We start from the raw sequence: 26144 nt of genomic DNA on the forward strand, positions 1-26144 counted from the left end.
TGGATTTATGCCCGTCAGTTCTTGCTGGCGGGCATATCATTTTTATAGCTCAGCATTGGCCGCTCCCGATCAAAACAACAACGACGCGATTAAAACTATGAGCGTTTCAAGTTCTGGACCGCGTAGGGATCGAGAGTAATCTTGGCGAATTGAGCGATGCTGACAGTCTGAGGCTGTGACGTGATGTTTACCAGCCAGAATTCGTGCTCTGTTGCAAAGGCCAGAACGTGATCAGGCCGCGACGAAATAAGCTGCCACCAATCCTTTCCTGCAAGTCCGGACAATGTTTTTATCGTGGTGAAGAGTGGACGTTTCCCACCTGCGAGTGTTGGTTCGCCTTCACCTGCAGTAAGTCCGAAAGGTCCGGTGAGGGCTGAAAGTGTAAGGCTGTCGAGACCAGCATTCAGCACCGATATGGCATAGGCCAATGCGAAGCTTTCCGCGAATTTTCCATTATGGCGCGGATCGCGATTGGCCATCGCAATGCGCTTGCCATTCGGGTTTTCCATCGTTCTGCTGCCATAAGGATTCTGGCGCATGGGGATGGTAGACGGCCCGATGCGATAGGGCTTGTCGCCATAGACTGCTCGCACCGAACGGGTAATGAAAGGCAGCGCCTCCAGTGTTTGCATGACGCTTAGATCATCGGCGGCATGAACAATCGGATTGGTGCAATGGGTGACGAAATCAACAAGCTCGCCTGGAACGCACTTGCGATTAAGCTCGGTGAAATAGCTCAGCATTCCGCCACCAAGCCGCGCATTCGGGAAGGCTGCTCTTGCTGCCGCATAGACATCTTCGAGCGGGGGGCAGGTTGGCCATTCGCTGCCGGGTGGTGTCGACTGCCGATCTATAGCCGGTGAAACAATGACCGCATCTGGGTTAAAGCCAGCCGCTTTCATGTCAGAAGCGATTGCTGTCGTCTCTTCGATGAGCGATTTCTCGCAAGGTAATGCAATTTCGAGCGAAACGCGCGCGCTATGCTTCGCAGCCAAGGTCGCGAAATCAGCAAAAGCTGATCCGTTATGACCTGCCATTGGATCGTATTGAAATAACAAATCCTGCGGGTCAATTTCCTGCAACAGATCAATTGCAGCAAGGCTTGCCTTGGCTTCTTCCGGTGTGATGATGATGCCGATATTTGGCAATTTGCCACTTGTGTTGCCGAGCGTAATGCTCACCGGCTCCGCATTCATGCCCGCTTGTAATGCTGCTTTGCGTGTGTCGGAAATGTTGAGCACGATGCGCTGATGCTGAGGTTTGGAGGCTTCGATCTGGTAAGGCCATGGCAAGGCCAGCGGACGTACATAGGTCTTGTAAGATGCATCGGACCAGTTGCGCTGATCTTCCATCTCAAATGTATCGCCTTCCATGCGGCATTCGGCCGTAACGCCAGGCATGGCCTCATGGGTGATCGCACGCATATCCTTGAAAGGCTGCCATGGCTCAATCAGATAGGGCAGCTGTGTTCTATCGAGCGTGCCATCGACATGCTCGACCCTCACAGGCGAACCGGCAACGCCGACGATTGGATGCAGGATGCAGAAGCCGCACCGGTTGGTTTCAAAGCCTGTCGCAGTATTCGCTACGGCGTCGAAAGTGAGCGTACCGCCACTCTTTGCCTGAATGCAGACATCAATGGTGAGTTTGGTCGCATCCGGGCCTTCGCAACGTGCCTGATAGGTGACGATGAAACCGCTGTCGCTTTGCTCGACGTTCAGATCATGGATTTGCGGATTATAGGTCCCCCAGTCGCGATCCCGCACCAGATAGGAGACGGCACGCAGAACTTCGACACCGTCGTAAGTGATGGTGCGAAGATTGCCGTCGTTCAAATCCAGGCTAAGCAAGCCCGCTTTCAGATGCGTCGGCTTAGCTTCGGTTTCACGCGTTCCATAGAGCAGGAAAGGATCGACGTTGCTCATTTGAGCAACGCCGTAATGTCGACGCGGTTGCCGCTTGCGGCACTGTCATAGGCGGCTTCGACAAGCGCGAAAGTCTTGAGATTATCCGCACCCGATGTCGAGGTTTCTTCGCGAGTTTCCAGCTTGTCCACCCAATGCTGCTGAATGGCAAAAACGCTTTCCTGAATATTGTGCCATGGACGTGAGGCCCACGAGAGCAGTTTTGGCGAAACGTCGGAAACCGTGGTGCCGTTCGGCGTAATCACTTCAAGGCGATAACCCTGATAAAGCCGGATCGAACCTTCGGTGCCATCAATTTCAATGAGTGTTTCCGGGAAAGGATCGGTTTCGAGCTTGGTGGCATAGCTTACGTCAACTATGGAAGTAGCACCATTTTCATGGTCCATGAGGATGGTTGCAACATCTTCACCCTTGATCTTAGGGTTCACACGCTTGGTGCGTGCGACAAGGCTCGTAACGTCGCCCAAGATAAAGCGCGCAATATCAAGCGTGTGGATCCCGAGGTCTTCGATGATGAAGCGTTCGCCTTCTGCAAGATATGGCTGCCCGGAAAACACGTCGAAGCCCGAGCGGAAGGAGAAACGTCCCCAGAACGGCGTGCCGATGACGCCACTGTCGAGTGCCTTGTGCACTGCCTGAATAGGCGTCTGCCAGCGGAAGTTTTCATGGACCATGAGCGGAATACCTGCTTCATCGCAGACCTTCACCATGGCCTTTGCATCATCAAGCGTTTTGGCAAAAGGCTTCTGGCAGATTGCTGGCACCTTGTGGGCAGCAGCAAGTTCCACCAGAGCACGATGGCTTGAAACTGTGGTGGCGATATCGACAAAGTCGATGCCGCCATCTGCAAACAGCGCTTGCGCATCCGTGTAGTGGCGTTCGATGTCAAACTGGTCGCCGACAATCTTCAACCGCTCAGGATCGCGGTCGCAGATTGCCACGATTTTGGCACCTGAAACGTCATTCCATGCGTGCATCTGGTTGATTGCGAAGAAACCGCAGCCGATCAGAGCGCCATTCAATTCCGCCATTTACTGAGCCTTTATCCTGCTTTTGCCATTTGCATAAGTGTAACGCGCTGCTGGAGGCGGCGCTGTGCCTGATCAACCACCACGGCAATGATGATGACAAGGCCCTTGATGACCATCTGCCAGAAGGACGATACGCCCATCATAACCAGACCGTCGGAGAGAATACCGATGACGAATGCCCCGATGATTGTACCGCCAATGGTGCCGCGTCCGCCTGACATCGAAGTGCCGCCGAGAACGGCTGCTGCGATGGCGTTCAGCTCGAACGAGTTGCCGGTTGCTGGATGCGAAGACATCAGTTCAGACGAGATGATAAGCCCGGCAATTGCGGCACAGAAGCCCGAAAACATGTAAACGAACATCTTTACGCGGTCGACGCGGATACCCGACATGCGTGCCGCACGCTCATTGCCGCCGACTGCGAAAATCTGGCGACCAAGCGGTGTGTATCGCGCGATATAGGCTGCGGCCAATGCAACGACGATCAGAATCCAGATCGATACCGGAAGACCGAGAATGCTGCCCGATCCGAGAAATGCGAAGCCGGTTGTGCCCAGGTCTTCACGGCCCACGAGGTTCGGGAAGGTTTGGCCGTCCGAGGACAGAAGAGCCAGACCGCGCGCCACATAAAGCGTGCCGAGTGTCGCGATGAAGGGCGCAACATTCAGTTTGGTTATCAATAGCCCGTTTATGAAGCCGACTGCGACACCAACGGCCAATGTGATCAGCGAGATTTCGATGATGTTGAAATAGATCGTATAGCCGATGCCAAGATCGATGCCGTAGATCAGAAGGCCACCGGCAACCATGCCGCAAAGCCCGACAATGGAGCCGACGGAAAGGTCGATGCCGCCTGTGATAATGACGAAGGTCATGCCCATTGCAAGAAAAGCGTTAAGCGCAACGTGCTTTGACATCAGGATCAGGTTGGCGGCTGAAAGGAAGTTCGGTGCCGCGAACGAGAAGAAGATGAACACCGCAAAAAGCGCGATGAAGGTTCTCAGTTTCATCAGCGTCAACAGGGCCGAGCCGCTGTTAAAGGTTGAGTCAGTGGCGGCCGTCGTCGTGTTGGCTGTCATGACGCGCGTTCCCTTGTTTGTTTGTTGTGATCGTTGTCATGTGTGTGCCCGTGGCCTTTGGCCGAAGCGGCAACAATGTCGGCTTCCGTCGCTTTGTCGCGGTCGAATATGGCGACCAGTTTCCCATTGCTGAGCACCGCGATGCGATCGGAGAGCGCCATGACTTCCTCCAGATCAGAGGTTGAAAAAAGAATGGAAAGACCTTCGGCAGCAAGTCTGCGCATGGTGCGGAAGACATCGGCCTTGGCACCGACATCGATGCCGCGCGATGGCTCATCCATCAGAAGAACTTTTGGATTGGTCATCAGCGCCTTGCCGATGACGACCTTTTGCTGATTGCCACCTGACATCGAAGTGACTTCGAATTCGGGGTTTGGTGCCTTGATCGAAAGGTCTTTGATCGCCTGTTGAATGGCCTGCTTTTCACGCTTTGGCGTGATGTGGAAGAAGCGCGCCAAACGATCAAGACTTGCCAGTGTCAAATTGCTGGCAATCGACAAAATCTGTACCAGACCTTCGCGCTGACGATCTTCCGGTATGAGGGCAAGGCCGCGCCGGATGCGACGGGTCGTATCGCGTTCCTTCACTTGCCTGCCATCGATATAGATATGGCCGGTGGAGTGTCCATGCTGGCCCATCACACACTCGAAAAACTCGGAACGTCCCGCGCCCATAAGGCCGTAAATGCCCAGAACTTCGCCTGCGCGCACGGTCAGGGAGACGTCATCAACTGCAAGCCCGCCAGTCGCACGCGGCAGGGTGATGTTTTCAGCGCGAAACCGTTCTGCACCGATCTTGTGGGTCACAGGCTTGGCGAAGTCCTTGGCATCGGAGCCGATCATCGAACGCACAATCCATTGCGTATCGATATTTTTGATCTCTTCCTGGCCGGTGATTTTTCCGTCGCGCAGAACCGTGATGTAATCGCCAATCCGCATCAGTTCTTCAAGACGATGCGAAATATAGACGATTGCAACGCCCTGGCTTTTCAACTCGGCAATCACCTTGAACAGAATATCGACTTCGGCTGCAGAAAGGGCCGATGTCGGTTCATCCATGATGACGATGCGTGCATCGAGCGAAATAGCCTTGGCGATTTCGACAAGCTGCTGCTGACCGATTGGCAGATCGGCGACGAGCGTAGTTGCACTGATGCCTGCGTCAAGGCGGTCGAGATATTCATTGGCCTTGACGACCTGCGCCTTGTGATCAATGCCACGCAAACCGCGTGTGATCTCGCGTGTGGCAAAGATATTCTCGGCCACCGTCATGTTTGAAAACAGGTTCAGTTCCTGAAAGATCATCGCAATGCCGCGCTTCTGCGCGTCGGCAGGGCTGTCGAATGACACTTCCTCGCCATCGAGAATAATCTTCCCCATGGTCGGACGCTCAACGCCTGCGATGATTTTCATCAGCGTGGATTTACCCGCACCGTTTTCGCCGACAAGCACATTGACCGAACCACGGCGCAATTCAAGATTGGCGCGCTTTACCGCGACAATGCCTGAATAGACCTTCGAAACATCCTCAAGCTTGAGGACGATATCGTTTTTCTCGTTTAATTCCGTCTCCATGGCTTACTTCTCCAGAGAGATGGAAACAGGCGTCACAAGAGGAAGCTGGCCCTTCGATGGCAACGGGAAAGCACCTTCGGCCTTCACCTTCATGCCAATGAGTTCTTCGCGTGGCAGCTTGGACAATACGTCATCGTTGATGCGGGTGTTGAAAGCCTTGCCAAATTGCGCCCAGTCGATCTGATTGCGAAACTCGTTGAAGTTCACAAAGGACAGGCTGTCACGGATTGCGCTGCCGCGAACGGTCGGCCCGATCTGCACGCGTGCATCGGCCTTGCCATCGCCATTGCTGTCGACATCGACATAGGCGGCACGTGACTTTGTTTCAGCGGCGACCACTGCGCCTTCAAGCCTGGCTGCAAAGGTCCAGGGGGCATTGCCCTGCTTTTCGCGATGACCGTATTTCGCTCCGGCTGCATCCGCATCTGTGTTTGCTGCCTGCATCACTTCATCAAGCGTTGCGGTTTTCTCGGTAAAAAACGGCTTAACTTTTGAGTCCCAAATGTCGGCAACCGAACGATCGGGATTGAAATTATCGCCGCGTGCTTCTGCGGCTTCTTCTGCTGTCGGAGTCTTGATGATTTTGCAGCCCGAAAGCGCGACACCGCAGGCCAGCAGGATAATGGAAGCTGACTTCAGCACTGACATGAATTTATCCTCGGTATTAGGAGCATTTCGGGAGCGCTAACATTTGTCGGCGCTCCCGATGTCGCAAGCCTTGGGAGTTAGTCCTTCAAAGCGAAAGTTTCGAGCTTGTCTGCGTTGTCAGGATTGATGAGGACGCAGTCCATCAGCTGCTTTTCTTCAGCAGGGCCCTTACCGGTCTTGATGAATTCGTCAGCCTGAACGACAGCCATCTGTGCCTGAGCATAGGCTGGCTGAAGAACCGTTGCCTTGATGCCACCGGCCTTGATGGAGTCGCGGACATCGTTGGAGCCGTCGAAGCCGACAACGATGACGTCCTTGCGGCCTGCAGCTTCAAGCGCTGCCCAGGCACCCATGGCCATGGTGTCGTTGCCGGAAATCACACCCTTAATGTCGGGATTTGCCTGCAAAATGCTCTGCATCTTTGTGAAGGCTTCGGTCTGGCTCCAGTTGGCCGACTGCTGCGCAACCATCTTCATGTCTGGATATTCATCGATGACGTCGTGATAGCCCTTGGAGCGGGTGCCAGCATTGAGGTCGGATTCGCGACCGAGAAGCTCGACATAATTGCCTACTTCGCCCATCAGCTTGACGAATTCTTCCGCACCGAGCTGCGCGCCCTGATAGTTGTTGGAAACAATCTGCGACACTGCAACGCCTGAGGCATTGATTTCACGGTCGATCAGGAATGAAGGGACTTTGGCATCCTTGGCCTTCTGAACGGCGGCAATCGATGCTTCCGAGCCAGCATTGTCGAGAATGATTGCCTTTGCGCCACGACCGATTGCCGTATCGACAAGCTGTGACTGCTTGGTTGGATCGTCGTCATGCTGAAGGATCAGTGTTTCGTAGCCAAGTTCCTTGGCTTTGGCTTCAGCACCCACGGCTTCAGCTTTGTAGAATGGATTGTCGTGCGATGGTGTGATGATTGCGATCAGATCAGCGGCCCATGCTGGCATGACAACACCGCCTGCCAATGTTGCCGAGACGGCTGCAATCGCAAAACCGCGCGCAATTGTCCTGCGTGTAAACTTCATATTTTCCTCCCAAATCAAGCCCCGTTTCCCAAGAGGCGGTAAAAAGGGGAAGGCGCATTGCGCCCTCCCGGATAACGTCACGTAATGCGACGGATGCTTTCTGCGATTTCTTCCGGTTCGAAAACGTTCTTCCAGTCGTCGCGCATCAGCGCAGGAATGCCGAATTCGATTGCCTTGTTGCAGGCATCGGAGAATACGCCCTGGACTTCGCCAAAGATGACGGCGCCGAGAACATTCATGTGGCCGAGCAGGAAGTCGCGCGCTGCTTCTTCAGGAACGCCGCGACGAACGGTTTCATCCATGGCCTGCTTCATGACAACGAGAAGCGAAGCTGCAACGGTTTCCGAGAGGCCCGGCTCGAGAATTGCGAGCTGCTCAACAGTTACGCGATGCGAGCGCATCACTGGTGCCCAGATGACCTTGGCGATTTCTTCGCCCAGCGCATAAGCTTCTTCCGGTCCCTGCATCAGAGCCGAAACGATGTGCTGCTTTGCAAACAGACCGCCGAAGTGGTCCTTCTTTGCCTGCATATCCGTTTCGTCGTTGAAGATCGGCGGATGGCAAGGATGGGTCACGAAATAGGTGAGATCTGCGCGCTCTGGCAGATGACCGGCAAATGGTGCAGCTGCGTCGAGCGCAACAACCATCGTGCCCGGCTTCAGCTTGTCTACGATGCCTGCTGCGACCTTACCGATGATGGTATCCGGCACAGCCAGAATGACGACTTCCGCGCCTTCAAGACCCGCATCAACATCGATGGTATCTATGCCGAGGTCGTTCTTCAGGCGTGCCTTGCCTGCGTCGCTGACTTCGATGTGACGGACGTCAAAGCGCGAACCTTTGAGGTTCTTGGCCAGACGGTAGCCCATCTTGCCGCCCGCTCCGAACAAAGCGATAGCTGTCATGATTGTAGTTCCTTCCCAGACTTTTGGTAGCGTAACTGGTATAACCAGTCAATGAGTATTCCAGATTCAAGCGGTCAGGCCGTCGCGAATCTGACTGAAATAACCGTCAGAACCGACCTGACCGCCCTTGAGGGCAATCTGGAGGCCGTTGGTGGCGGCGTGAGCGCCGTGCGCCGTGCAAAGCGGCGACCCCGGTGTTTGTGGAAGTGGCAAAAGCGTGGTGAGTGCATCGACATGCAATTCACGCAATGCGTGGCTCGAAGTGTCGCCGCCTGCAATGACTGCGCGGGTAAGCCTTTCGCGCTCGACAAGGCTGCGGAGGATGAGGCCGAGGCTGCGGGCCAGCTTGTGGCGGCTGCCTGCAATCTTGTCGATTTCTGTACCTCGGTCAGCCGATGGACCAAGGGCGGTGTTGAGGATAACGCTGTTGCCCTGCTGGAGCGCCTTCTGGCCGTCAGCAATGGCAGCTTCGATTGCCTGATTGCCATTCTCACCCAGCAGATCGAGTGGGTTGAGATCAATGCCGGTAAAGCCTGATGCCGTCGCGTGACAAATTTGACGTTCTGTCGTCGGTGAGACGCTTCCTGAAACGACCGCAATGCGGTCGGCTTTGCCCGGAAGCGGAAACTCTTTTTTTGCACCGATCAGTCCGGCCTTGGCCCATGCGGCCAGAAGCGCATATTCAACACCCGACGAACCAGCAACAAACCAGCCGTCGCGGGAACGCAAACGCCAGAGCTGCTCGCCTGCCTGCAACTGGCTTTCGTGGCTGTCGACGTCAAGCAACAACATGCCGTCAGCATCTTTGACAATTGCGTTTATGCGATCATTTGCATCTGCGGCTGAAAGCGCTACGAGATCAGCAAGCACCGTTTTCAGTGCGGTCTGCTTTGCCAGATGCACGCGCAGGTCTGCTTCATGCATGGGCGTGACCGGATGGCGGCTCATGACGGGATGACGGTCGATACGATGGGTTTCGCCCTGATAGGCGGCAAAGAGATTGCCGAAAGATGTGTAACGCTTGAGCTGCGGCGCACCGACAATCAACGGCACATAGGCCTGATCGAAGATTGCTTTGCCGATTTCGACGGCCTTGCCAATATTGCCTACATGAGGTGCGGAATCGAATGTCGAGCAGACCTTGTAATGCGCAATCGCAGCATTCAGGCTTTTGAGCCACTTGAACGCTGGCGTGAGATTTTCCTGCATCCATTCCGGCGTTTCGCTGCGGCTGGTTCCAGCAAGACCGATAGCCTTGCAGTGCGAAAAGCGTGAAAGAAGCTCTTCATCCGGCACATTCATGAACAGCACAGTGTCGACGCCATTGGATGCCATGGCTTCCATAACATCGGTCGAGCCGGTCAGATCATCGCCGTAATAAGACAGCAGCGATTCGTTGGAAGCCTGTGACATTACTCGTCACCTTTCCCGAATTTCGCGAGCGAAGCTGCAAGTTCGGGGTGATCTGCGGCGTAAGTTTCAAGCGGAATACCCGCAACTGCTGCTTCCCATGCCTGCTGTACGGCGCGAACACCGGCAGCCGGGCCACCCGGATGGCTGACAATGCCGCCGCCGCACAGATAAAGCAGGTCCGTCGTGCGGCCCGTGCGCTCATAGGTTTCAGGTGCCTGTCCACCCCATTGCCCGGAACCGGCTACAGGAAGCGGACAATCGGACGGATCAAACAGGGGCGTGCTGACGGCCTTGAACGAATTGACGAAACTTTCGTCCGGCTCCCAATACTTCACGCGAATACCGTTGATCTGGAACTGATCGACACCGAGCAGACGCCAGAACTGCTGATAGACGCGGAAATCCATACCAGCGCCCGGATTGCGGGTCAGAATATCCCAGCCATTGCGATGGGCATGAAGCACGAGGCCCGAGCGCTTGCGCAGGAAGCTCATGCCGCCAAAGCCGACCGAGTTGATGTTGACCACAGCGCAATTGCCGCCAGCCTCGAGCACCATGTCATGATTGCGCATCATCTCGTCAGGATCAGCATGGGAGATGCCGAAGGCATACATGACCTTCTTGCCGGTCTTCTGTTCGTGATCGAGAATACGCGGCATGATCGCGGCGATGCGCTCTTTAAGCGGCGAGTAGGCCGGGCTCATCAGTTTTTCATCGTCCTTGATGAAATCGACGCCTGACTCAATGAGTTCACCGACGAGTTCTGCCGTCTCATGTGGACGCAGCCCGAGCGCGGGCTTGACGATGGTGCCGATGATCGGACGCTTTTCAACGCCTGTCAGACGACGGCTTCCGGCAATGCCGAACTGTGGGCCGGGATGCGCGTTTTTGAAGGCTTCCGGCAGCTTCATGTCGACAACGCGGATGCCTGTCATGCCCTTGATCGAATAGACGCCGCCAACGGCAATCGTCATCAGTGCTGCAAGATCGGTACCGATTGCATCGAGCGGAAAAGCAATATCGACATCGGCGCGCCTGATCGGGCTGTGTCCGGGCTCAAGCTCCGGCCATGCAGGCACCATTGCGTCTTCAAGCGGGCGAATCTCGAGCACACGTGCTGCAACCCGCGCCTTCAGTTCTTCCGTCTCACCCGGAACGGCGACGAAAGTGCCGGTCGACTGATCGCTCGCGATCTTGGCCGCCATCTGTTCGATGCCGCCGGTTGTCTCAATGCGATAGGTCAAGCAGATGTTCATCGGAATTGTCGTCACTCACGGTTTTCGTTGCGCCTGCAATAAGCGCATGGTGTTTGAGTGCAAACTGGTATAATGAGTATTCCAATATCTGCAAGCGGAAAATTGTTAACCGGTCGCGAGAGTGTGGGTAACGGCTTTCCTCAGAGCATTTGAAGATGCATAAGGGAGAAAAGCTCATGAGCAGTGAGACGCATGACCCAAGCAATTGAACCCATCATTCGCCGCAAACTATCCGACGAAGTTTTCGACCGGCTCGAAAACATGATTACTTCCGGTGAATTGACGCCGGGCGACGAGATGCCGTCCGAGCGCGTTCTGATGGAGCGATTTGGCGTTGGGCGGCCCGCGATCCGCGAGGCGATGCAGTCACTTGCCAAGATGGGGCTGGTCAGCATTTCGCATGGTGAGCGCGCCAAGGTTTTGAAGTTGACGGCAAAGTCGATCTTTCAGCAGGTGGATCCGACTGCGAAGATCATGATTGCGCAATCAATGGACACGCTGGAAGATTTGAAGAGCGCGCGAATTTTCTTCGAACGTGGTATTGTTCGCGAGATTGCACAGAAGACAACGGAAGATGATATCGCCGAGCTGCGGGAGATCATCGAACGGCAGCGGAAATCGCTCGGTGATGCAGAAGCATTCATCGCTGCCGATATGGAGTTTCATGTCCGGATAGCTAGAATTGCTGGCAATCCAATATTGGTCGCAGTAAGCGAAGCTATGCTGGCTTGGCTGAAAGAGTATCACACCCATATGCTTATCTGGACCGGCAAAGAGAAATATACCCTTGTTGAGCACGAGGAAATATTGGATTGCTTGTCGGCTAAGGATGCGGACCGCGCCGAGGCTGCCATGCTCCGACATCTTGAGCGGTCGCGCACGCTATACAAGAAAGAATAGAGCTTCTCGCCTGAAAGCTATTGTCGTTTCATCAGGCAGTAGACCAAAAGCGAGGAGGCGATGGCCACGATTGCAGAAACCAGAATTGCAACCGAGAAGCCGGCAGAATAACCTCGCATGGCAAGTTCGGTTGCGGCGATCCTCGCTGAAGGTGCGACCATACCAAGTGCGTTGGGCAAGTCGCCCGCGACTATCGCGTCAGCAAAATTTTCACGGCATGTCGGATCGTTGCAGCCCGCCTGCATTAAGTGAGTCCGGACAGCACTTGCAAGCACTCCGCTCAGGACCGCGAAGCCGAGCAGAATGCCGGTAAATCGGGCGGTTGTGCTGATGCCCGATGCCATCCCGGCACGGTCGCGTGCAACGGTACTCATGATCGCTTTTTGGGTTTCACCATTCAGCAAGCCGCCACCGCTCCCAATCAGAAACATACCGCACATAACGATAGACCAGGCGCCGGAATGTGCGCCGAAGCTTGTCACAAGACTACCGATACCCACGATCATGAGTCCAAAGGACAGAATTTCCCGTGACGACATTCTCTTTCCGAGAAAACGCCCGACATTGGGGAAGATCAGCATCGCGCTTGCAAATGGAAGCATGGCAAAACCAGCTTGCAATGGCGGCTGACCGAAGCCGTTTTGAAGGAATAGCGGCAGCATGGATGCCATCACCTGTGCACAGGCGGCATAAGCAAACATAGCCCAAACACCACCGATGAAACGAGGATTGCGGAACAGGCTGAGATCGAGCATCGGGCGCTGCTGGATATTCTCCGCAGCCAAGAAAATAGCGAGGCCGGCTAAGCCGCCGACAAATCCTGCAATCGCGGTTGAAGAGGTCCAGCCATGTGCCTGTCCGTTGATAAGTCCCCATGTGAGGCCGAACATTGTACTCGCAAATGCAACGATGCCGATTGGATCAACGCGCCGCGCATTTTCATCTTTTGAATCGGTGATGGAACGCAGCGTAGCCAGTGCCAACACAATGCCGGTAGGTATGTTTATGTAGAATGCCCAACGCCAGCCGAGACTATGGGCGATAAGGCCTCCGATAATCGGTGACAGCACCATGGTCAGGCCCATGATGCCGCCCCAGATTGACCATGCACGGTTACGTTCCTCATCGCGATGGAACGTATGGCCAATGATTGCGAGCGCAGGTGCGAGCTGGAAGGCGGCACTGGCGCCTTGCAACGCGCGAGCAAGGTAAAGTGAAGCGGCTGAATCTGCTACACCGCAAAGCCAGGATGAGAATGCGAACGCACCAATTCCAATCAGAAAAACAGTGCGACGTCCGAACCGGTCGGCTAGAGCGCCAGCCGGCAAGAGCAGCGACGCGAAGCAAAGGACATAAGTGCTGATGACCCACTCTACGTCAGCAAAACTTGCCGAAAATTCCCGTGCAATGGTCGGTAGGACCATCGCGACGACATTTGTGTCCAGCACGGTCATTGCGCAACCGGTCGAGGCTGTCAGCAAAATGAAAGTTGAATTGGTAACGCGCGGCGCGGATGCGAGAACAGTTGTCATTTGGTTGTCAATGCTGCTGCACCAGCTTTCGCAATCTGCTGGTCATGATCGGGTGTGTCGGCTGATACGCCAATGGCGCCAACAATTGTACCATTCACCGTGATTGGAACTCCTCCGCGCATGAGTACGAAACCTCGCGCCGTGATAGCGGCAGGGCGAGCCCCGTTGATAGCATCCTCGAGAGCGCCGCTTTCCCGACGGAAAAGCGCGGCTGTGCGAGCTTTGCCGGGCGCTAGCTCGACTCCAGCAGGTACTGACGCGTTGTCCATGCGTATCGTGAGGATCTGCAGACCTTCTGCATCGACGACTGAGATCACGCAGGGCCAGCCGTTCGCTGTCGCTTCTTTTTCGGCAGCAGCTACGACGGAGCGGGCAGCTTCAAGAGTAAGATAAGGCTTTGTCGGCAATTCGATTGCCAATGCCGGGAAGGCTGCGGCGAGGGTCATCGTTGCGGTCAACGAGGCGAGGATTGTGACAGAACGGGCGGACATTGGACTTCCTTCATTACGTTTGAGGTGCCAATAAACAGGATGTTTGAATTTCTTTCATTCGTGGCATTTTGAGATAATATTAGTTTTTACCTAATTATTGGAGCCACTCATGGAACTCAGGCATCTTCGTTATTTTTTGACACTCGCCGAGGAGCTTCATTTTTCAAGAGCGGCAGAACGGTTGAACATTGCGGCTCCGACGCTCACGGTTCAGATACAGGAAATCGAGCGGCGGCTCGGTACGAAACTTTTCTTCAGAACCAAACGCTCAGTCACAATCACTCCCGCGGGTGAGGTGTTTCTGAAGGAAGCGAGATTGGTGTTGGATCAATTCGATAAGGCGGAAAGTGTCGGCCGCAGAGCTGGACGAGGGGAGATCGGGCGGATCGAAATCGGCTATGTCGGCTCGGCGGCTTATGCCGGGGCCTTGCAGAAGCAAATCAGCCGTTTCTCGCATGATTGGCCTCAAGTGGAGCTTCATTCGCGCGAATTTCCGATGGAGGATCTACCGAAGCTCATTGAGGACGGGCATCTCGACATTGGCTTCGTCCGTATGCCGATGACGCTCCCACCGTCACTCAGCGCTCATGTTTTGCTACAAGACTATTTTTGTCTGGCGCTGCCCTCTGGCCATCGGCTTGCGGTTGCTGAGTTGGAGGATCAGCATGCTCTTCTTGCGGAAAGCCGGTTTATTCTGCCGGAACAGGAGGCGGGCACATATGAGGTCGCGAAACGAGGAGGCTTCACTCCGAGGATCATTGCAAAGCCGGGCGGTCTTCTTGCTGTTCTGACACAGGTATCGCTGGGTGCCGGTATATCGGTCATACCGGGCGTGGTGAGAAACGTCGTGCACATGCCCAATACGGTTTTCCTTCCAATAATCGGAAAGCCGATCATGTCGGAAGTGGTCGCCATTTTCAGAAGTAGGGAATACGCGGGCAGTGTCAAAAATTTCATCGACCAGTTATGCGCTTCGCCACCGATCCAGCTTGACTATAAGCGAAATGAACAAATGGTATGAAATATATTTCATATACTGAATTATATTGACAGTCGCGTTTCTTTGCGATTAGCTATCAATACTGGTCTTCGAGGAGGAGGGCCGGTCTTCATAAAGATCAACGGCGTTTTTGGGACGCTTTCCGCGCGTTTGGGAGGGGCTTCGGCCTCGAGGAGGACACTTGCGCAATTTTCTGAGCACGACCGCAATGGCGGTTCTTGCGGTAACGCTTCTGGCCGGTTCCGCAACGGCAGCCGAGACCGAGAATCCGTTCCGCTGTAAACCGGGCGAAAAATATGTGATGAACGTCATGGTTTCTGGCGTTGAATACTGGTTTCCCGTCTATGAAATGTTCAAGCAGGCTGGCCAGCAGTTCGGCTGCGAGACGGAATATACTGGCACACCGGAATATGACGTGAACAAGCAGATCGCCACGTTCGATCAGGCGTTGGCGCAGAATCCAGCTGGTATTCTTGTTCATCCGATGAACTCTGACCCGTTCATCGAACCCATCAACCGGGCGATCGATCAGGGTACGGCGGTCGTCACATTCGCAGCAGATTCTCCGCTGTCGAAGCGCGTGTCCTTCATCACTTCCGACAACACCCGCGAAGGCACCTATGCGGCTGATGCCATCGCCCAGAAAATGGGTGGCAAGGGCGAGTATGCTGTTCTTGAAAATCCGGGGCAGGATAATCACGACAAGCGCATTGCGGCTTTCATCGCCCGCATGGAAGAGAAGTGGCCTGACATGAAGCTGGTTGGTCGTGCTGCTTCCAATCAGGACCCGACGAAAGCGTATCAGGGGCTGTCGAGCCTCATTCAGGCCAATCCGAACCTCGGTGCGGTTTTCATGCCGGAGGCCAACTCCGCAATTGGGGCTGCGCAGGCGAACAAAGAAGCTGGTGGCAAGGTTCTCGTCATGTGTGCCGACGTCAACGCCAACATCCTCGACATGATCAAGGCTGGTGAAGTCTTCGGTTCGATCAATCCGAACCAGGGCATGCAGGGCTATATGGGCTTCATGCTGCTGTGGCTTGCCAAGCATCCGGAACTGATCGACCCGATGAATGACGCCAAGCGTTCCGGCTTCAACCCGATGAGCATTCCCGTTGTCGATAATGGCCTCTCGATTGTGACCGCAGAAAACGCGGACGACTTCTATTGGGACAAATATCTGAAGCGTCGCGGTACTAAGGGCATTGAGGAATAGGCTCCGTTCAAGAAGCCATCCGCGCCCTGTGGTGCGGATGGTTGGAATGAAGAGGGAGGAAAAAGATGGCTGAACCGGTGCTGACCATCCACGGGGTAACCAAGCATTTCGGAGCGGTGAAGGCGCTGACGCAAGTGGATTTCACGCTTGAACGTGGTGAGGTCCATGCGCTCTGTGGCGAGAACGGTGCTGGTAAATCGACGCTGATGAGCATCATCGCTGGCGTTTTGCAGCCGACCGAGGGAGAAATACGCATCGACGGGAAGATGGTTCACATTGCTTCTCCCGCCGTGGCGCAATCGCTCGGTATCGGTCTGGTGCATCAGGAAATAGCGCTTTGCCCGGATGCCACAGTCGCTGAAAACATGTTTATGGCGACGACCAATCGTCGTCGTTCGCCTTTCATGAATTACCGCGCGCTGGAACGTGATGCACAGATCGTGATGAACCGCTTGGCGGCTATCGATGTTCGGCAAAAGGTCGCCAACTTGCCGATTTCCAGCCAGCAGCTCGTGGAGATCGCCAAAGCGCTGACACTCGATTGCCGTGTGTTGATTCTGGATGAACCGACGGCTGCGCTCACCGAAACGGAGGCACAGCAGCTCTTTTCGATCATCCGTGATCTCAAGGCAAACGGTATTTCCATCATCTATATCAGTCACCGCATGGCCGAGATTTTCAACCTCTGCGACCGGGTGACGGTTTTCCGCGATGGTCGTTATGTATGCACCGATCGCATTGCAGATGTGAAACCCGACGATGTGGTGCGTCGGATGGTGGGTCGCGAGATCACGCAGCTCTATCCCGATAAGCTTGGATCGCAGGAGGCGCCGGGTGAAGTCATTCTTGAAGTTGGTGATATTGGCGATGGGTTGCGTTTCACAGATGTAAGCTTCTCTCTGCATAAAGGTGAAATTCTTGGTGTCGGTGGCCTCATCGGATCGGGGCGAACGGAGATTGCCGAAGGTATCTGCGGCCTTCGCCCACGTACCGCAGGAACAGTTCGCCTCCATGGCAAGACCCAGAAGATCAATTCATATTCCGATGCCGCCAAGGCCGGCATTGTTTATCTTTCAGAAGACCGCAAAGGTTCTGGCGTATTCCTGGAGATGTCCATCGCGCGGAATATTTCCGTGCTGGACCTGAAATCGCTGACCAATGCCGCCGGACTTCTGAACGGTCGAGCCGAGGCCGCACTTGCGGAGGACTTCGCGAAACGGCTCTCCGTGCGCATGGGTGGCATCGAGGCGCCGGTGAAATCACTTTCAGGCGGCAATCAGCAGAAAGTGGCAATCGCCAAGCAACTGGCCGTGAAGCCTAAAGTCATTTTGATGGATGAACCGACACGGGGCATCGATGTTGGCGCGAAGGCGGAAATTCATCGCCTGCTGCGGGAGCTTGCGCGCGCCGGTATCGGCATCATCGTCATCTCATCGGAAATGCCGGAACTGCTTGGTCTTTCAGACCGCGTGCTGGTGGTCCGGGAGGGGCGCATTGCGGGAGAGCTTTCAGCGGATGCCATGTCGGAAGAGGCAGTGATCCTTCTTGCTTCAGGTGTTGGCGCGGAACGGGCATCGCATCATGCCGCATGAAAAGAAAATGGGAGAGGGTGAAATGGCAATCGACACAATGGCAGCGGCTGCGCCAAAAAAATCGTCGATAAGGCGCATAGGAACCATGCGTGAAGCCGGTTTGATTGCGATCATTCTGGCATTGGCCGTGGTGATGAGTTTTGCGTCGCCGCATTTTCTGACGCTCGGCAATTTTCGTGCGATGTTGATGAGCTTCTCGGTGGAAGGCATCGTCGTGGTGGGGATGACGATCCTGTTGATTGTCGGGGGCATCGACCTTTCGGTCGGCTCGGTGGTCTGTTTTTCCATGGTCCTTTCCGGCGCACTCTTTCTGGCCGGGCTCGATCCATGGACGGCTTCGCTTGTCGGTATCGCGACGAGCGCAGCCATCGGCGGTATTATGGGTTTCTTTGTAACCGTCGTTGGCCTCAACCATTTCATCACGTCGCTGGCAGCCATGGTAATTGTGCGCGGTCTTTGCCTTATCATCACCAAAGGAACGCCGCTGTCGCTTTTCACGCTGCCGCCAAGCTTTAAAGCGGTGGGGCAGGGCACATTCTATGGCATCCCCTATGTCATTTTGATTTTCGTCGCCGTCGTCATTCTGTTCGACTTCCTGCTCCGTCGTGCCACGGCCTTTCGCAAGGTGTTCTATACCGGCAGCAATGAGAAAGCGGCGCTCTATTCAGGCATAAAGACGAACCAGGTCAAATTCTGGGTTACGGTGTTGTGCTCGACGCTCGCCGGTGTTGCAGGCGTCATTTATATGTCCCGCTTCGGTGCTGCTACGCCTACTTTTGGTGTTGGCATGGAGCTGAATATTATCGCTGCGGCAGTCATCGGCGGTGCATCGCTCAGCGGTGGTTCAGGTACTATCCTTGGCGCTATTCTCGGCATGGCTCTGCTTTCGCTGGTCACATCCTCGCTGATCCTTCTCAATGTTTCGGTGTACTGGCAGGACATGATCAAGGGCTGCATTCTTCTTGCCGCCGTTTCCATCGACCATTTCCTGCACAAGAGGAAGGCGTCCTGATATGTCCGTTGCCAAACTGAAACCGAGAACAATAGCGCCGCGTGAGGAAATCGTCATTGCCCGCCAGATGCATCAGGCGCTCGTCCTGCATTTTCTGGAAGGGCTGACACAGGCGCAGATTGCGGACCAGCTCGGGATTTCTCACGCAACTGTAAACCGGCTCATCAAACGCGGCCGCCAGCTTGGCCTTGTAGAAATCAAGATCAAGTCGCCGGTCGAGCCTCTTATCGATCTGGAAGAACGATTGCTGGCGCTTGGTGGCATTAGCCGCGCCATCGTTGTGCCGACCGCATCCGACAACCCGCAAACGGCTTTGCTGGCGGTGGGGGAAGCCGCTGCCCGCCTGCTTCTTGAAGAAATCGCCGATGGCGACACAATCTGCATCACCGGCGGCAAAGGTGTCAGCGCCGTTGTCGCAGGCATTCAGGCACCGCGCAACTTCAATGTAGAGGTCATTCCGGCGACGGGTTGTGTGCAGGGAAAGCACTATACCGATGTCAATCACGTCTCGACGTTGATGGCCGAAAAGCTCGGCGGACACTCATATCAGATACATGCGCCTTTGTTTGCAGATGACGCCGGACAACGTGCGATGCTGATGAACATGCGCTCCGTAGCGGAAGTATTCCAGCGGGCACGGGAAGCCAAAATTGCAGTTGTCGGCATCGGGTCCATCGTCAGCACGGATTCGACCTATTACGACCTGCACCCTTCTTCGAGCGGAGATCGCACTGCTATCGAACATTCCGGTGCCAGTGCGGAACTTCTCGCCCATCTGCTCGATGTGGAGGGACGGATTTGCGACTATAGCCTCAACCGTGCGCTGGTCTCGCTAACGCTGGATGAGTTTGCGCATATCCCGACGAAGATCGGTGTAGCAAGCGGATTGAACAAGGCCGAGTCTATCCTGAGTGTTCTCCGCGGCAATCATCTCGATACGCTTGTCACCGACGAAGCGACTGGCGCCCGCATTCTCGAACTTGCATCCCAAGAAGGATATTCCGCATGAGCGGCGAACAGTTGATCCGCGAAATCGGGCGTTCCGGCGTCAGGGCGTCCGCAGTCGGTCTCGGTACATGGGCTATAGGCGGCTGGATGTGGGGCGGAACGGATGAAGCCCAATCCATCGCAGCAATCCAGGCATCGCTGGACGCTGGCGTGACACTGATTGATACGGCGCCAGCCTACGGCCTCGGACGCTCCGAGGAAATAGTCGGTAAGGCGATTGCCGGGCGTCGTGACAAGGCGGTGATCGCGACCAAATGCGGCCTCGTCTGGCACACCCAGAAAGGGCAGCACTTCTTCGATCAGGATGGAAACCCAGTTCATCGCTATCTGGGGCGGGATGCGATCATCCACGAGGTAGAAGAAAGCCTGCGTCGTCTCGGTACTGATTATATCGATCTTTACATCACCCATTGGCAGGACCCGACGACGCCAATCGAAGAGACTGTAGCGGCGCTTGAGGAACTGAAACAGGCTGGTAAAATCCGGGCTGTTGGTGCCAGCAACCTCAACCGACCGGAACTGGAACAATATATCCAGACTGGCGCGCTCGATGCGATCCAGGAGCGGTTCAGCATGATCGATCGGGAGATCGAGCAAGACTTGCTGCCGCTTACCACTGCAAACAACGTATCGACGTTGAGCTATTCCTCACTCGCGCTTGGTCTTCTGTCAGGCATGATCGGGCCGGAACGTGTGTTTTCCGGGGACGATCAACGCAAGGACAATCCACGCTTTTCCGTTGCCAACCGACAGAAGGCAAAGGATTTCGCGACGACAATACAGCCGGTCGCTGATCGCCATAACGCGACGATCGCCCAGATCGTGATTGCTTGGACGCTGGCGCAGCAGGGGGTGACCTTCGCACTTTGCGGGGCGAGAAATCCGGCGCAGGCTCTCGACAATGCGCAGGCAGGAAGGCTCCGGCTTTTGTCCGATGATCTTGCGGCTATAGACACGGCCATTTCGGCACAACTGGTTAACATGGACGGATAACGGACGGCCATCATGAACCGTAAAGAAGTATTGGACGGGCTCCGCCAGAGCCCGAAGGTGGACGTTTGTGTCGTCGGTGGCGGCATCAACGGGCTCAGCGTTTTTCGCGAGCTTGCGCTGCAGGGCGTGAACGTGCTGCTGGTCGAGCAGTCCGATTATTGTTCGGGTGCCAGCGCGGCGCTTTCGCGGATGGTTCACGGCGGTTTGCGTTATCTGGAGAATGGCGAATTCAGCCTCGTGAAGGAATCCCTTGTCGAGCGTGACAGGCTGCTGCGCAATGCTCCCCATTATGTGGCACCACTACCGACAACTGTTCCGATCTTCGATACGTTCTCGGGACTAGGCAATGGGATCGTGCGCTTTCTGGGGCTTACCCGTCGTCCAAGCCGGCGTGGTGCAATCGCTGTCAAGACGGGTCTGAGCATCTACGATTTCCTGACGCGCAAACGGGCATTGATGCCGAAGCACCGTTTTCGCAGCCGCAAGACGACGCTTGCGAAATGGCCTTCGCTTAATCCCGCAATACGCAGTTCCGCGACCTATTTCGACGCCTGGGTCAGCCATCCCGAGCGGATCGGGATCGAGCTTCTTCGCGACGGTCTTTCAGCTGGACCGAATGCCAGGGCGCTGAACTATGCGGCAATTTGTGAAAGTGGCGGTGGTGATTTCCAGTTATTCGACGGTATTTCCAGCGAAACACTCTCTATCCAGCCGCGGCTGGTCATCAACGCGACGGGCGGCTGGATCGATATCGCGAATGGCACACTGTTTCCGAAAGAGGCACTACCTGCCCCGCTGATGGGAGGCACCAAAGGTTCGCATCTCATTGTAGATAATCCTGCTCTCAGTGACAGTCTTGATGGGCACATGATCTATTACGAGAACGAGGACGGGCGCATCTGCATCCTGTTTCCCTATCTCGACAAAGTTCTCGTCGGCTCGACCGATATCCGCGTCGATGACCCTGGCGTGGTTCGCTGCGAGACAGATGAACGGAACTATATCCTGCAATCGCTCACCTTCGTCCTACCGGAGATCAAAATACATCCCGACCAAATTGTCTTTCAGTTCGCAGGTGTGCGCCCGCTGCCAGTTAGCAATGACAGTTTTACGGGGCGTATCCCACGCGACCATTTCTGCACGGTGCTCGAAGGGCAGAACGGGCGTCCGCCGGTCCTCTGCATGATCGGTGGAAAATGGACGACTTTCCGCTCGTTTGGCGAAATGGCTGCCGACATGGTGCTAAAGCGATTGGGTCTGTCACGACGGATCGACACGGCGGAACGCGCAATAGGCGGCGGACGTTCATTTCCGAAAGACAGCAAAAGCTGGATCGGAAAACTGGCTGTCGCCACCGGGCTGCCTGCGGATCGCCTTGAAATCCTCTTTGAACGCTATGGCACCGATGCCGCCGAAATAGCCCGCTTCATTGCCACAGGGGCGGATCACGTCTTGCCCAATACCGACTACAGCACGCGGGAGCTCCTGTATCTCATCCGCACAGAGGCGGTCGAGCGTCTCGATGACTTGCTTTTGCGGCGCACGACATTGGCGATTTCCGGCGAACTATCTCTCGCCATGACCGAGGCTGTGCTTGATTTGCTGGCGACGGAGAAAAGCTGGTCACCAAAGTACAAAAAAGCAGAGCTGACGCGATTTCTAACCCTCATGCGCGAGCGCCACGGCGTCGCCGAAGAAACCCTTTCCGCAAGGAACGAACAAAGGAGTGAATTATGCGAGAAAACCGCAAAGTCCGGATGAACCGGCTGTTCGGCAACGGTCGCTGTCTGGATGTGGCTGTTGACCATGGCGTGTGCAATGAGCCCTCTTTTCTCGACGGCTTGGAGAATATGCCAGCTGTCATCAAGGCATTGATCGACGCTAAGCCTGATGCAATTCAGATGAACTATGGTCAGGCCGATCTGCTGCAGGATATTCCCGGCAAGGATAAGCCAGCGCTGGTTATGCGCCTCGATATGGGCAATCCCTATAACCGCATTCGCCATCGCGACATGTGGGCTGTGCTGCAGAACGAGGCCGATCCGCTGATCGGAGCGCTGCAGATGGATGCGGCCTGCGTGGTGGTGAACCTCTTCATGCTGCCGGACGAGCCAGACCTCTTTCGTCAATGCGTGCAGAACATTTCCCGCGTCCGGGCAGATTGCGAAAAATACGGTATGCCGCTGATGATCGAACCGCTCGTCATGCAGCCAGTCACAGAGCGCGGCGGCTACATGGTCGATGGTGACGCCGACAAGATCGTGACGCTTACGCGGCTTGCCCGCGAAATGGGAGCCGACATCATCAAGGCAGACCCGACAACAAATGCAGAGGATTTCCATCGTGTCGTAGAGACGGCGCGCTGTCCGGTGCTGGTGCGTGGCGGCGGTAAGGAAGATCTCTCCGCCGTTTTTGCAAAATCTGCAGCCTTGATGCAGCAAGGTGCAATGGGCATGGTCTATGGACGCAACATATATCAGCATGCCAATCCAAGCGCCGTGGTGCGCGGGTTGATGGCGATTATTCATAAGAATGCGAGCGGCGAGGAGGCCTACTCGCTTTATCAGCAGGGCTGAGTTACTGGATTGGTTGGACCTTGGGAGGGGTTCTTCATGCAAAAATATCTGTTGGGGCTCGATGCGGGCAACACTGTCATCAAGGCGGTGGTTTTTGATCTTTCGGGACGGGAGCTCGCCCATGCAGGTGAAGAAGGACGTAGCCGCATGCCGCATCCCGGTCACGTCGAGCGTGACCTTGGCGAGCTCTGGTCCAACGCCAAGAGGGTTATTCGGGCTTGCCTCGATAAGGCGGGGATAGCGGCGAGTGATATTGCCGCTATAGGCTGTGCCGGACACGGCAACGGGCTCTACGCGCTCGACCGGGAGGGAGATCCTCTCATAGGCATCCAGTCGCTCGACACCCGCGCGACCGGTCTCGTTGAAGAGTGGACGGCAAAAGGGGTGGGCGCAAAGACCTATCCGATAGCACGCCAGCGTCCATGGCCCTCCCAAACCCCGACGCTGCTTGCCTGGCTGAAGCGCTACCAGCCTGAACTGTTTGACCAGATTGGCACGGTATTTTTCTCCAAGGACTTCGTGGTCAATCGCTTGACGGGCAAACGTTTCAGCGAAGTTTCCGACATGTCGGGGGCAGGCTTGCTCGATCTTGCAACGCGCCGTTACGACAGTGCTTTGATGGAAGCTTACGGTTTGGGCGACTGTATGGATATCCTGCCACCGCTCATCGAAAGCGACAATATTGCAGGTAATGTAACCGAGGCTGTGGCGCGGGAGACCGGGCTTGCGGCGGGTACACCCGTTGTTGGAGGTCTCTTCGATGTCGTAGCTTCGGCGCTAGGTTCTGGTGTCTCACGCACAGGAAGTGCATCGATCATTGCGGGTACGTGGAGCATCAACCAGATTATTGTCGACGGCCCTGATCTCAAGGGGCCGGTCTTCATGACCTCTACTTTTGATCGCAGCCGTTACATGGCGATGGAAAACAGCGCTACCTCTGCGGCGAATCTTGAATGGCTGGTGCGGGAATTTTTCGAAGGAGACCATCATGCTGATGTCTCGCCATTTGATGTTTGTTGCAGTCTCGCCGCAGCCATCGAACCTGCAAGTGATGATCCGCTTTACCACCCTTATCTCTACGGAGCGCAGCAGAACGGCCACGCCCGCGCAGGGTTTTACGGTATCGCGGGCTGGCATACGAAGGGGCATCTGATACGCGCTTTGCTTGAAGGCGTTGCCTTCGGTCATCGCCAGCATGTGGAAACCATCCGAAAAGCAGGCGCGACCTTCGAGGAGGCTGTGCTTTCCGGTGGCGGCTCACGCAGCCGTTTATGGCCCCAGATATTTGCCGATGTACTCGGCGTGCCAGTTTCTGTTGCCGTCTCACGAGAAACAGGCGCACTTGGCGCAGCCATTGCGGCGGGGACCGGTGTTGGGCTGTTCTTCGATTTCACAGAAGGTGCCAATGCCATGGTGCGCGCCGATCGGCATTACAAGCCGAACGCCGCGCTGGATGGACACTATAATCGCCGTTACGCGCTTTATGGAGACATCACAGCTGCAATGACGCCTCTATGGCGCCAGATACAGGCTAAACCGGTACAAAGCGTCCAGTTAGCGGAGACCGTTTAGTCAATCGTGAGTCATCAGGTGGGAATTGCCCAAGCTGCTTTACCCACCTCTTGGCTCGCCGAAACTGGTATAAATATCCGCTCTCGTCTGCGGCACAGCGGAAATGCCGCGTTTGCGTTTTGAAGCCACGGTCTGGTTAATCTGGACGGTGCCTCTCTCAAATGCCAGTGAACATCCCGCAAGATAGAGCAACCAGAGACGCGCTTTTGGATAACCGATTTCGGCAACGGCCTTGTCGAAATTGGAATAAAGTCGTTCGCACCATAACCGGCAGGTGCGGCCATAATGTTCGCGCAGATTTTCGACGTCGTGGACTTCGAACCCGTGTCCTTCGAGGTTTTCTATCGTCATTCCAAGATGATCGAGTTCCCCACCGGGGAAAATATACTTCACAAGCGCCTTATGCTCTGCACTTTTGCGGTTGAAGGATTTCTTGTCCTTCTTCATGCGCCGTGTGATTGCGTGGTGCATGTAAAGCCCACCGGGGCGCAGAAGCCGGTTCACGGCATTGAAATAGCTGTCGTAATTGGCGATACCAACATGCTCGAACATTCCAACAGACGAAATTTTGTCGAACTGCCCGTCAAGCTCTGCATAGGATTTGACGTGGATGGTGATCCTGTCTTCGAGACCTGCCTGCTTGATCCTCTCTCGGGCAAGTGCCGTTTGTGCCTCCGACAATGAAACGCCGGTTCCGATGACGCCAAAGTTTTGCACTGCATAGATCAGGAGGGCACCCCAACCGCAACCGATATCCAGAAGACGGTCACCTGGTTTCAATCGTAGTTTTCGGCAGATGAGTTCCAGCTTGTCCTTCTGGGCCTGATCGATATCATTGGCCCAGTCCGTGAAGTAGCCGCATGTGTAAACCATTCGCTCATCGAGGAATAAGCGATAGAACTCGTTGGACACATCGTAATGATGGGTAATTGCCTCCTTGCTCGACCCACTGACGAAAGGCTCCTTGCCGTCAAGAACCTCGCGCGCATCGGTTTTGCCAGCGAGCAGAAGAGCCGGAAGATCCTTGAGTAGTTGCCATTTTGGCAGCTCTTTCAGCCTGTTCTTCACACTTCCATCGGTTTTGGCATTTGCGAGGTCGAAGATCGTACCATTGCTGATATCCACACGACCGGATGTCCAGATATCGATCAGAGAATCATAGTTGGGCTTGAGGAGAAGCTGTCGAACGATTGTCGGATCGTTGATTACCAATGATGGGCCATCGAATGCACCGATGCGCGTGCCGTCCCATAACTCCACATTGAACTGTGGGCGCAGTGTTTCAACAACTGTCCGAATAATGCGAACGGACCTGGTTTCAACCGTCATGCCATGCCTCTCTATTGAGGTTTCAGAAGATAATCTTCCCGCGCTGACCCTAACCGAAGGC

General features: G+C 55.3%; 22 protein-coding genes. 10 read left to right on the top strand and 12 right to left on the bottom strand.

Features of this window, described 5'->3' with window-relative positions; translation table 11 throughout:
* Positions 1-95 precede the first annotated feature (95 nt).
* The 9 genes from apnL to oiaX all read right to left on the bottom strand — a co-directional run bounded on the left by apnL (position 96) and on the right by oiaX (position 10865).
* Complete coding sequence (apnL, locus tag OANT_RS15830) at positions 96-1925, bottom strand: D-apionate lactonase (RefSeq protein ID WP_011982774.1); 1830 nt, start codon at positions 1923-1925, stop codon at positions 96-98.
* On the bottom strand, positions 1922-2956 hold the full coding sequence (locus tag OANT_RS15835) for a Gfo/Idh/MocA family protein (protein ID WP_011982775.1): 1035 nt from the start codon (positions 2954-2956) through the stop codon (positions 1922-1924). Before OANT_RS15835 ends, apnL begins: the two co-directional genes overlap by 4 nt.
* A gap of 11 nt (positions 2957-2967) precedes the next feature.
* Positions 2968-4035, bottom strand: coding sequence for an ABC transporter permease (locus tag OANT_RS15840; RefSeq protein WP_010661025.1), 1068 nt, complete (start codon positions 4033-4035; stop codon positions 2968-2970).
* The gene (locus OANT_RS15845; protein WP_011982776.1) at positions 4032-5609 is read right to left on the bottom strand and encodes a sugar ABC transporter ATP-binding protein; all 1578 of its coding nucleotides are present in this window, start codon (positions 5607-5609) and stop codon (positions 4032-4034) included. Before OANT_RS15845 ends, OANT_RS15840 begins: the two co-directional genes overlap by 4 nt.
* Positions 5610-5612: 3 nt before the next feature.
* Positions 5613-6257 (bottom strand): DUF2291 family protein, encoded by a 645-nt coding sequence (locus tag OANT_RS15850; RefSeq protein WP_011982777.1) that lies wholly within the window; start codon positions 6255-6257, stop codon positions 5613-5615.
* A gap of 77 nt (positions 6258-6334) precedes the next feature.
* Entirely contained in the window at positions 6335-7291 is a 957-nt protein-coding gene (locus OANT_RS15855) for a D-ribose ABC transporter substrate-binding protein (RefSeq protein ID WP_011982778.1), read from the bottom strand.
* A gap of 77 nt (positions 7292-7368) precedes the next feature.
* Positions 7369-8196, bottom strand: a complete 828-nt coding sequence (locus tag OANT_RS15860) for a phosphogluconate dehydrogenase C-terminal domain-containing protein (protein WP_011982779.1) — start codon at positions 8194-8196, stop codon at positions 7369-7371.
* Positions 8197-8262: 66 nt separating this feature from the next.
* Positions 8263-9609, bottom strand: a complete 1347-nt coding sequence (locus OANT_RS15865) for a four-carbon acid sugar kinase family protein (RefSeq protein WP_011982780.1) — start codon at positions 9607-9609, stop codon at positions 8263-8265.
* Entirely contained in the window at positions 9609-10865 is a 1257-nt protein-coding gene (gene oiaX, locus OANT_RS15870) for a 3-oxo-isoapionate-4-phosphate decarboxylase OiaX (RefSeq protein ID WP_011982781.1), read from the bottom strand. The genes OANT_RS15865 and oiaX overlap by 1 nt, the downstream gene beginning before the upstream one ends.
* A 192-nt stretch (positions 10866-11057) precedes the next feature.
* Between oiaX and OANT_RS15875 the strand changes: the two genes are divergently transcribed.
* Positions 11058-11765 carry a transcriptional regulator NanR gene (locus OANT_RS15875; RefSeq protein ID WP_012092514.1) on the top strand — a complete coding sequence of 236 codons (708 nt, stop codon included), beginning with the start codon at positions 11058-11060 and terminating at the stop codon, positions 11763-11765.
* A 17-nt stretch (positions 11766-11782) separates the two neighbouring features.
* Here the strand turns inward: OANT_RS15875 and OANT_RS15880 are convergent, their stop codons facing one another.
* Together OANT_RS15880 and OANT_RS15885 are read right to left on the bottom strand one after the other, a co-directional pair.
* Positions 11783-13297 (bottom strand): MFS transporter, encoded by a 1515-nt coding sequence (locus tag OANT_RS15880; RefSeq protein WP_012092515.1) that lies wholly within the window; start codon positions 13295-13297, stop codon positions 11783-11785.
* A complete protein-coding gene (locus OANT_RS15885) occupies positions 13294-13788 on the bottom strand; it encodes a GlcG/HbpS family heme-binding protein (RefSeq protein ID WP_012092516.1) in 495 nt (164 codons plus the stop codon). Before OANT_RS15885 ends, OANT_RS15880 begins: the two co-directional genes overlap by 4 nt.
* A 109-nt stretch (positions 13789-13897) precedes the next feature.
* Here OANT_RS15885 and OANT_RS15890 point away from each other — a divergent pair, with 109 nt between their 5' ends.
* The 9 genes from OANT_RS15890 (at position 13898) to OANT_RS15930 (ending at position 24754) form a co-directional block, all read left to right on the top strand.
* Positions 13898-14809, top strand: a complete 912-nt coding sequence (locus OANT_RS15890) for a LysR substrate-binding domain-containing protein (RefSeq protein WP_012092517.1) — start codon at positions 13898-13900, stop codon at positions 14807-14809.
* A 160-nt stretch (positions 14810-14969) separates the two neighbouring features.
* A complete protein-coding gene (locus OANT_RS15895; RefSeq protein ID WP_012092518.1) occupies positions 14970-16001 on the top strand; it encodes a substrate-binding domain-containing protein in 1032 nt (343 codons plus the stop codon).
* 65 nt (positions 16002-16066) lie between these two features.
* Positions 16067-17593 carry a sugar ABC transporter ATP-binding protein gene (locus tag OANT_RS15900; RefSeq protein ID WP_012092519.1) on the top strand — a complete coding sequence of 509 codons (1527 nt, stop codon included), beginning with the start codon at positions 16067-16069 and terminating at the stop codon, positions 17591-17593.
* 22 nt (positions 17594-17615) lie between these two features.
* A complete protein-coding gene (locus tag OANT_RS15905; RefSeq protein WP_012092520.1) occupies positions 17616-18605 on the top strand; it encodes an ABC transporter permease in 990 nt (329 codons plus the stop codon).
* 1 nt (position 18606) lies between these two features.
* A complete protein-coding gene (locus OANT_RS15910; protein WP_012092521.1) occupies positions 18607-19614 on the top strand; it encodes a sugar-binding transcriptional regulator in 1008 nt (335 codons plus the stop codon).
* Positions 19611-20606 carry an aldo/keto reductase gene (locus OANT_RS15915; RefSeq protein WP_012092522.1) on the top strand — a complete coding sequence of 332 codons (996 nt, stop codon included), beginning with the start codon at positions 19611-19613 and terminating at the stop codon, positions 20604-20606. The genes OANT_RS15910 and OANT_RS15915 overlap by 4 nt, the downstream gene beginning before the upstream one ends.
* 12 nt (positions 20607-20618) lie before the next feature.
* Positions 20619-22367 carry a glycerol-3-phosphate dehydrogenase/oxidase gene (locus OANT_RS15920; RefSeq protein ID WP_012092523.1) on the top strand — a complete coding sequence of 583 codons (1749 nt, stop codon included), beginning with the start codon at positions 20619-20621 and terminating at the stop codon, positions 22365-22367.
* Entirely contained in the window at positions 22340-23182 is an 843-nt protein-coding gene (locus OANT_RS15925) for a class I fructose-bisphosphate aldolase (protein ID WP_012092524.1), read from the top strand. The genes OANT_RS15920 and OANT_RS15925 overlap by 28 nt, the downstream gene beginning before the upstream one ends.
* Before the next feature lie 36 nt (positions 23183-23218).
* Positions 23219-24754 carry an FGGY-family carbohydrate kinase gene (locus OANT_RS15930; protein ID WP_012092525.1) on the top strand — a complete coding sequence of 512 codons (1536 nt, stop codon included), beginning with the start codon at positions 23219-23221 and terminating at the stop codon, positions 24752-24754.
* A gap of 39 nt (positions 24755-24793) precedes the next feature.
* On the opposite strand, the gene OANT_RS15935 is transcribed toward OANT_RS15930, so the two are convergent.
* Positions 24794-26083 carry an SAM-dependent methyltransferase gene (locus tag OANT_RS15935; RefSeq protein WP_012092526.1) on the bottom strand — a complete coding sequence of 430 codons (1290 nt, stop codon included), beginning with the start codon at positions 26081-26083 and terminating at the stop codon, positions 24794-24796.
* Positions 26084-26144: the final 61 nt, after the last annotated feature.

Source organism: Brucella anthropi ATCC 49188 (assembly GCF_000017405.1).
GTDB lineage: Bacteria > Pseudomonadota > Alphaproteobacteria > Rhizobiales > Rhizobiaceae > Brucella > Brucella anthropi.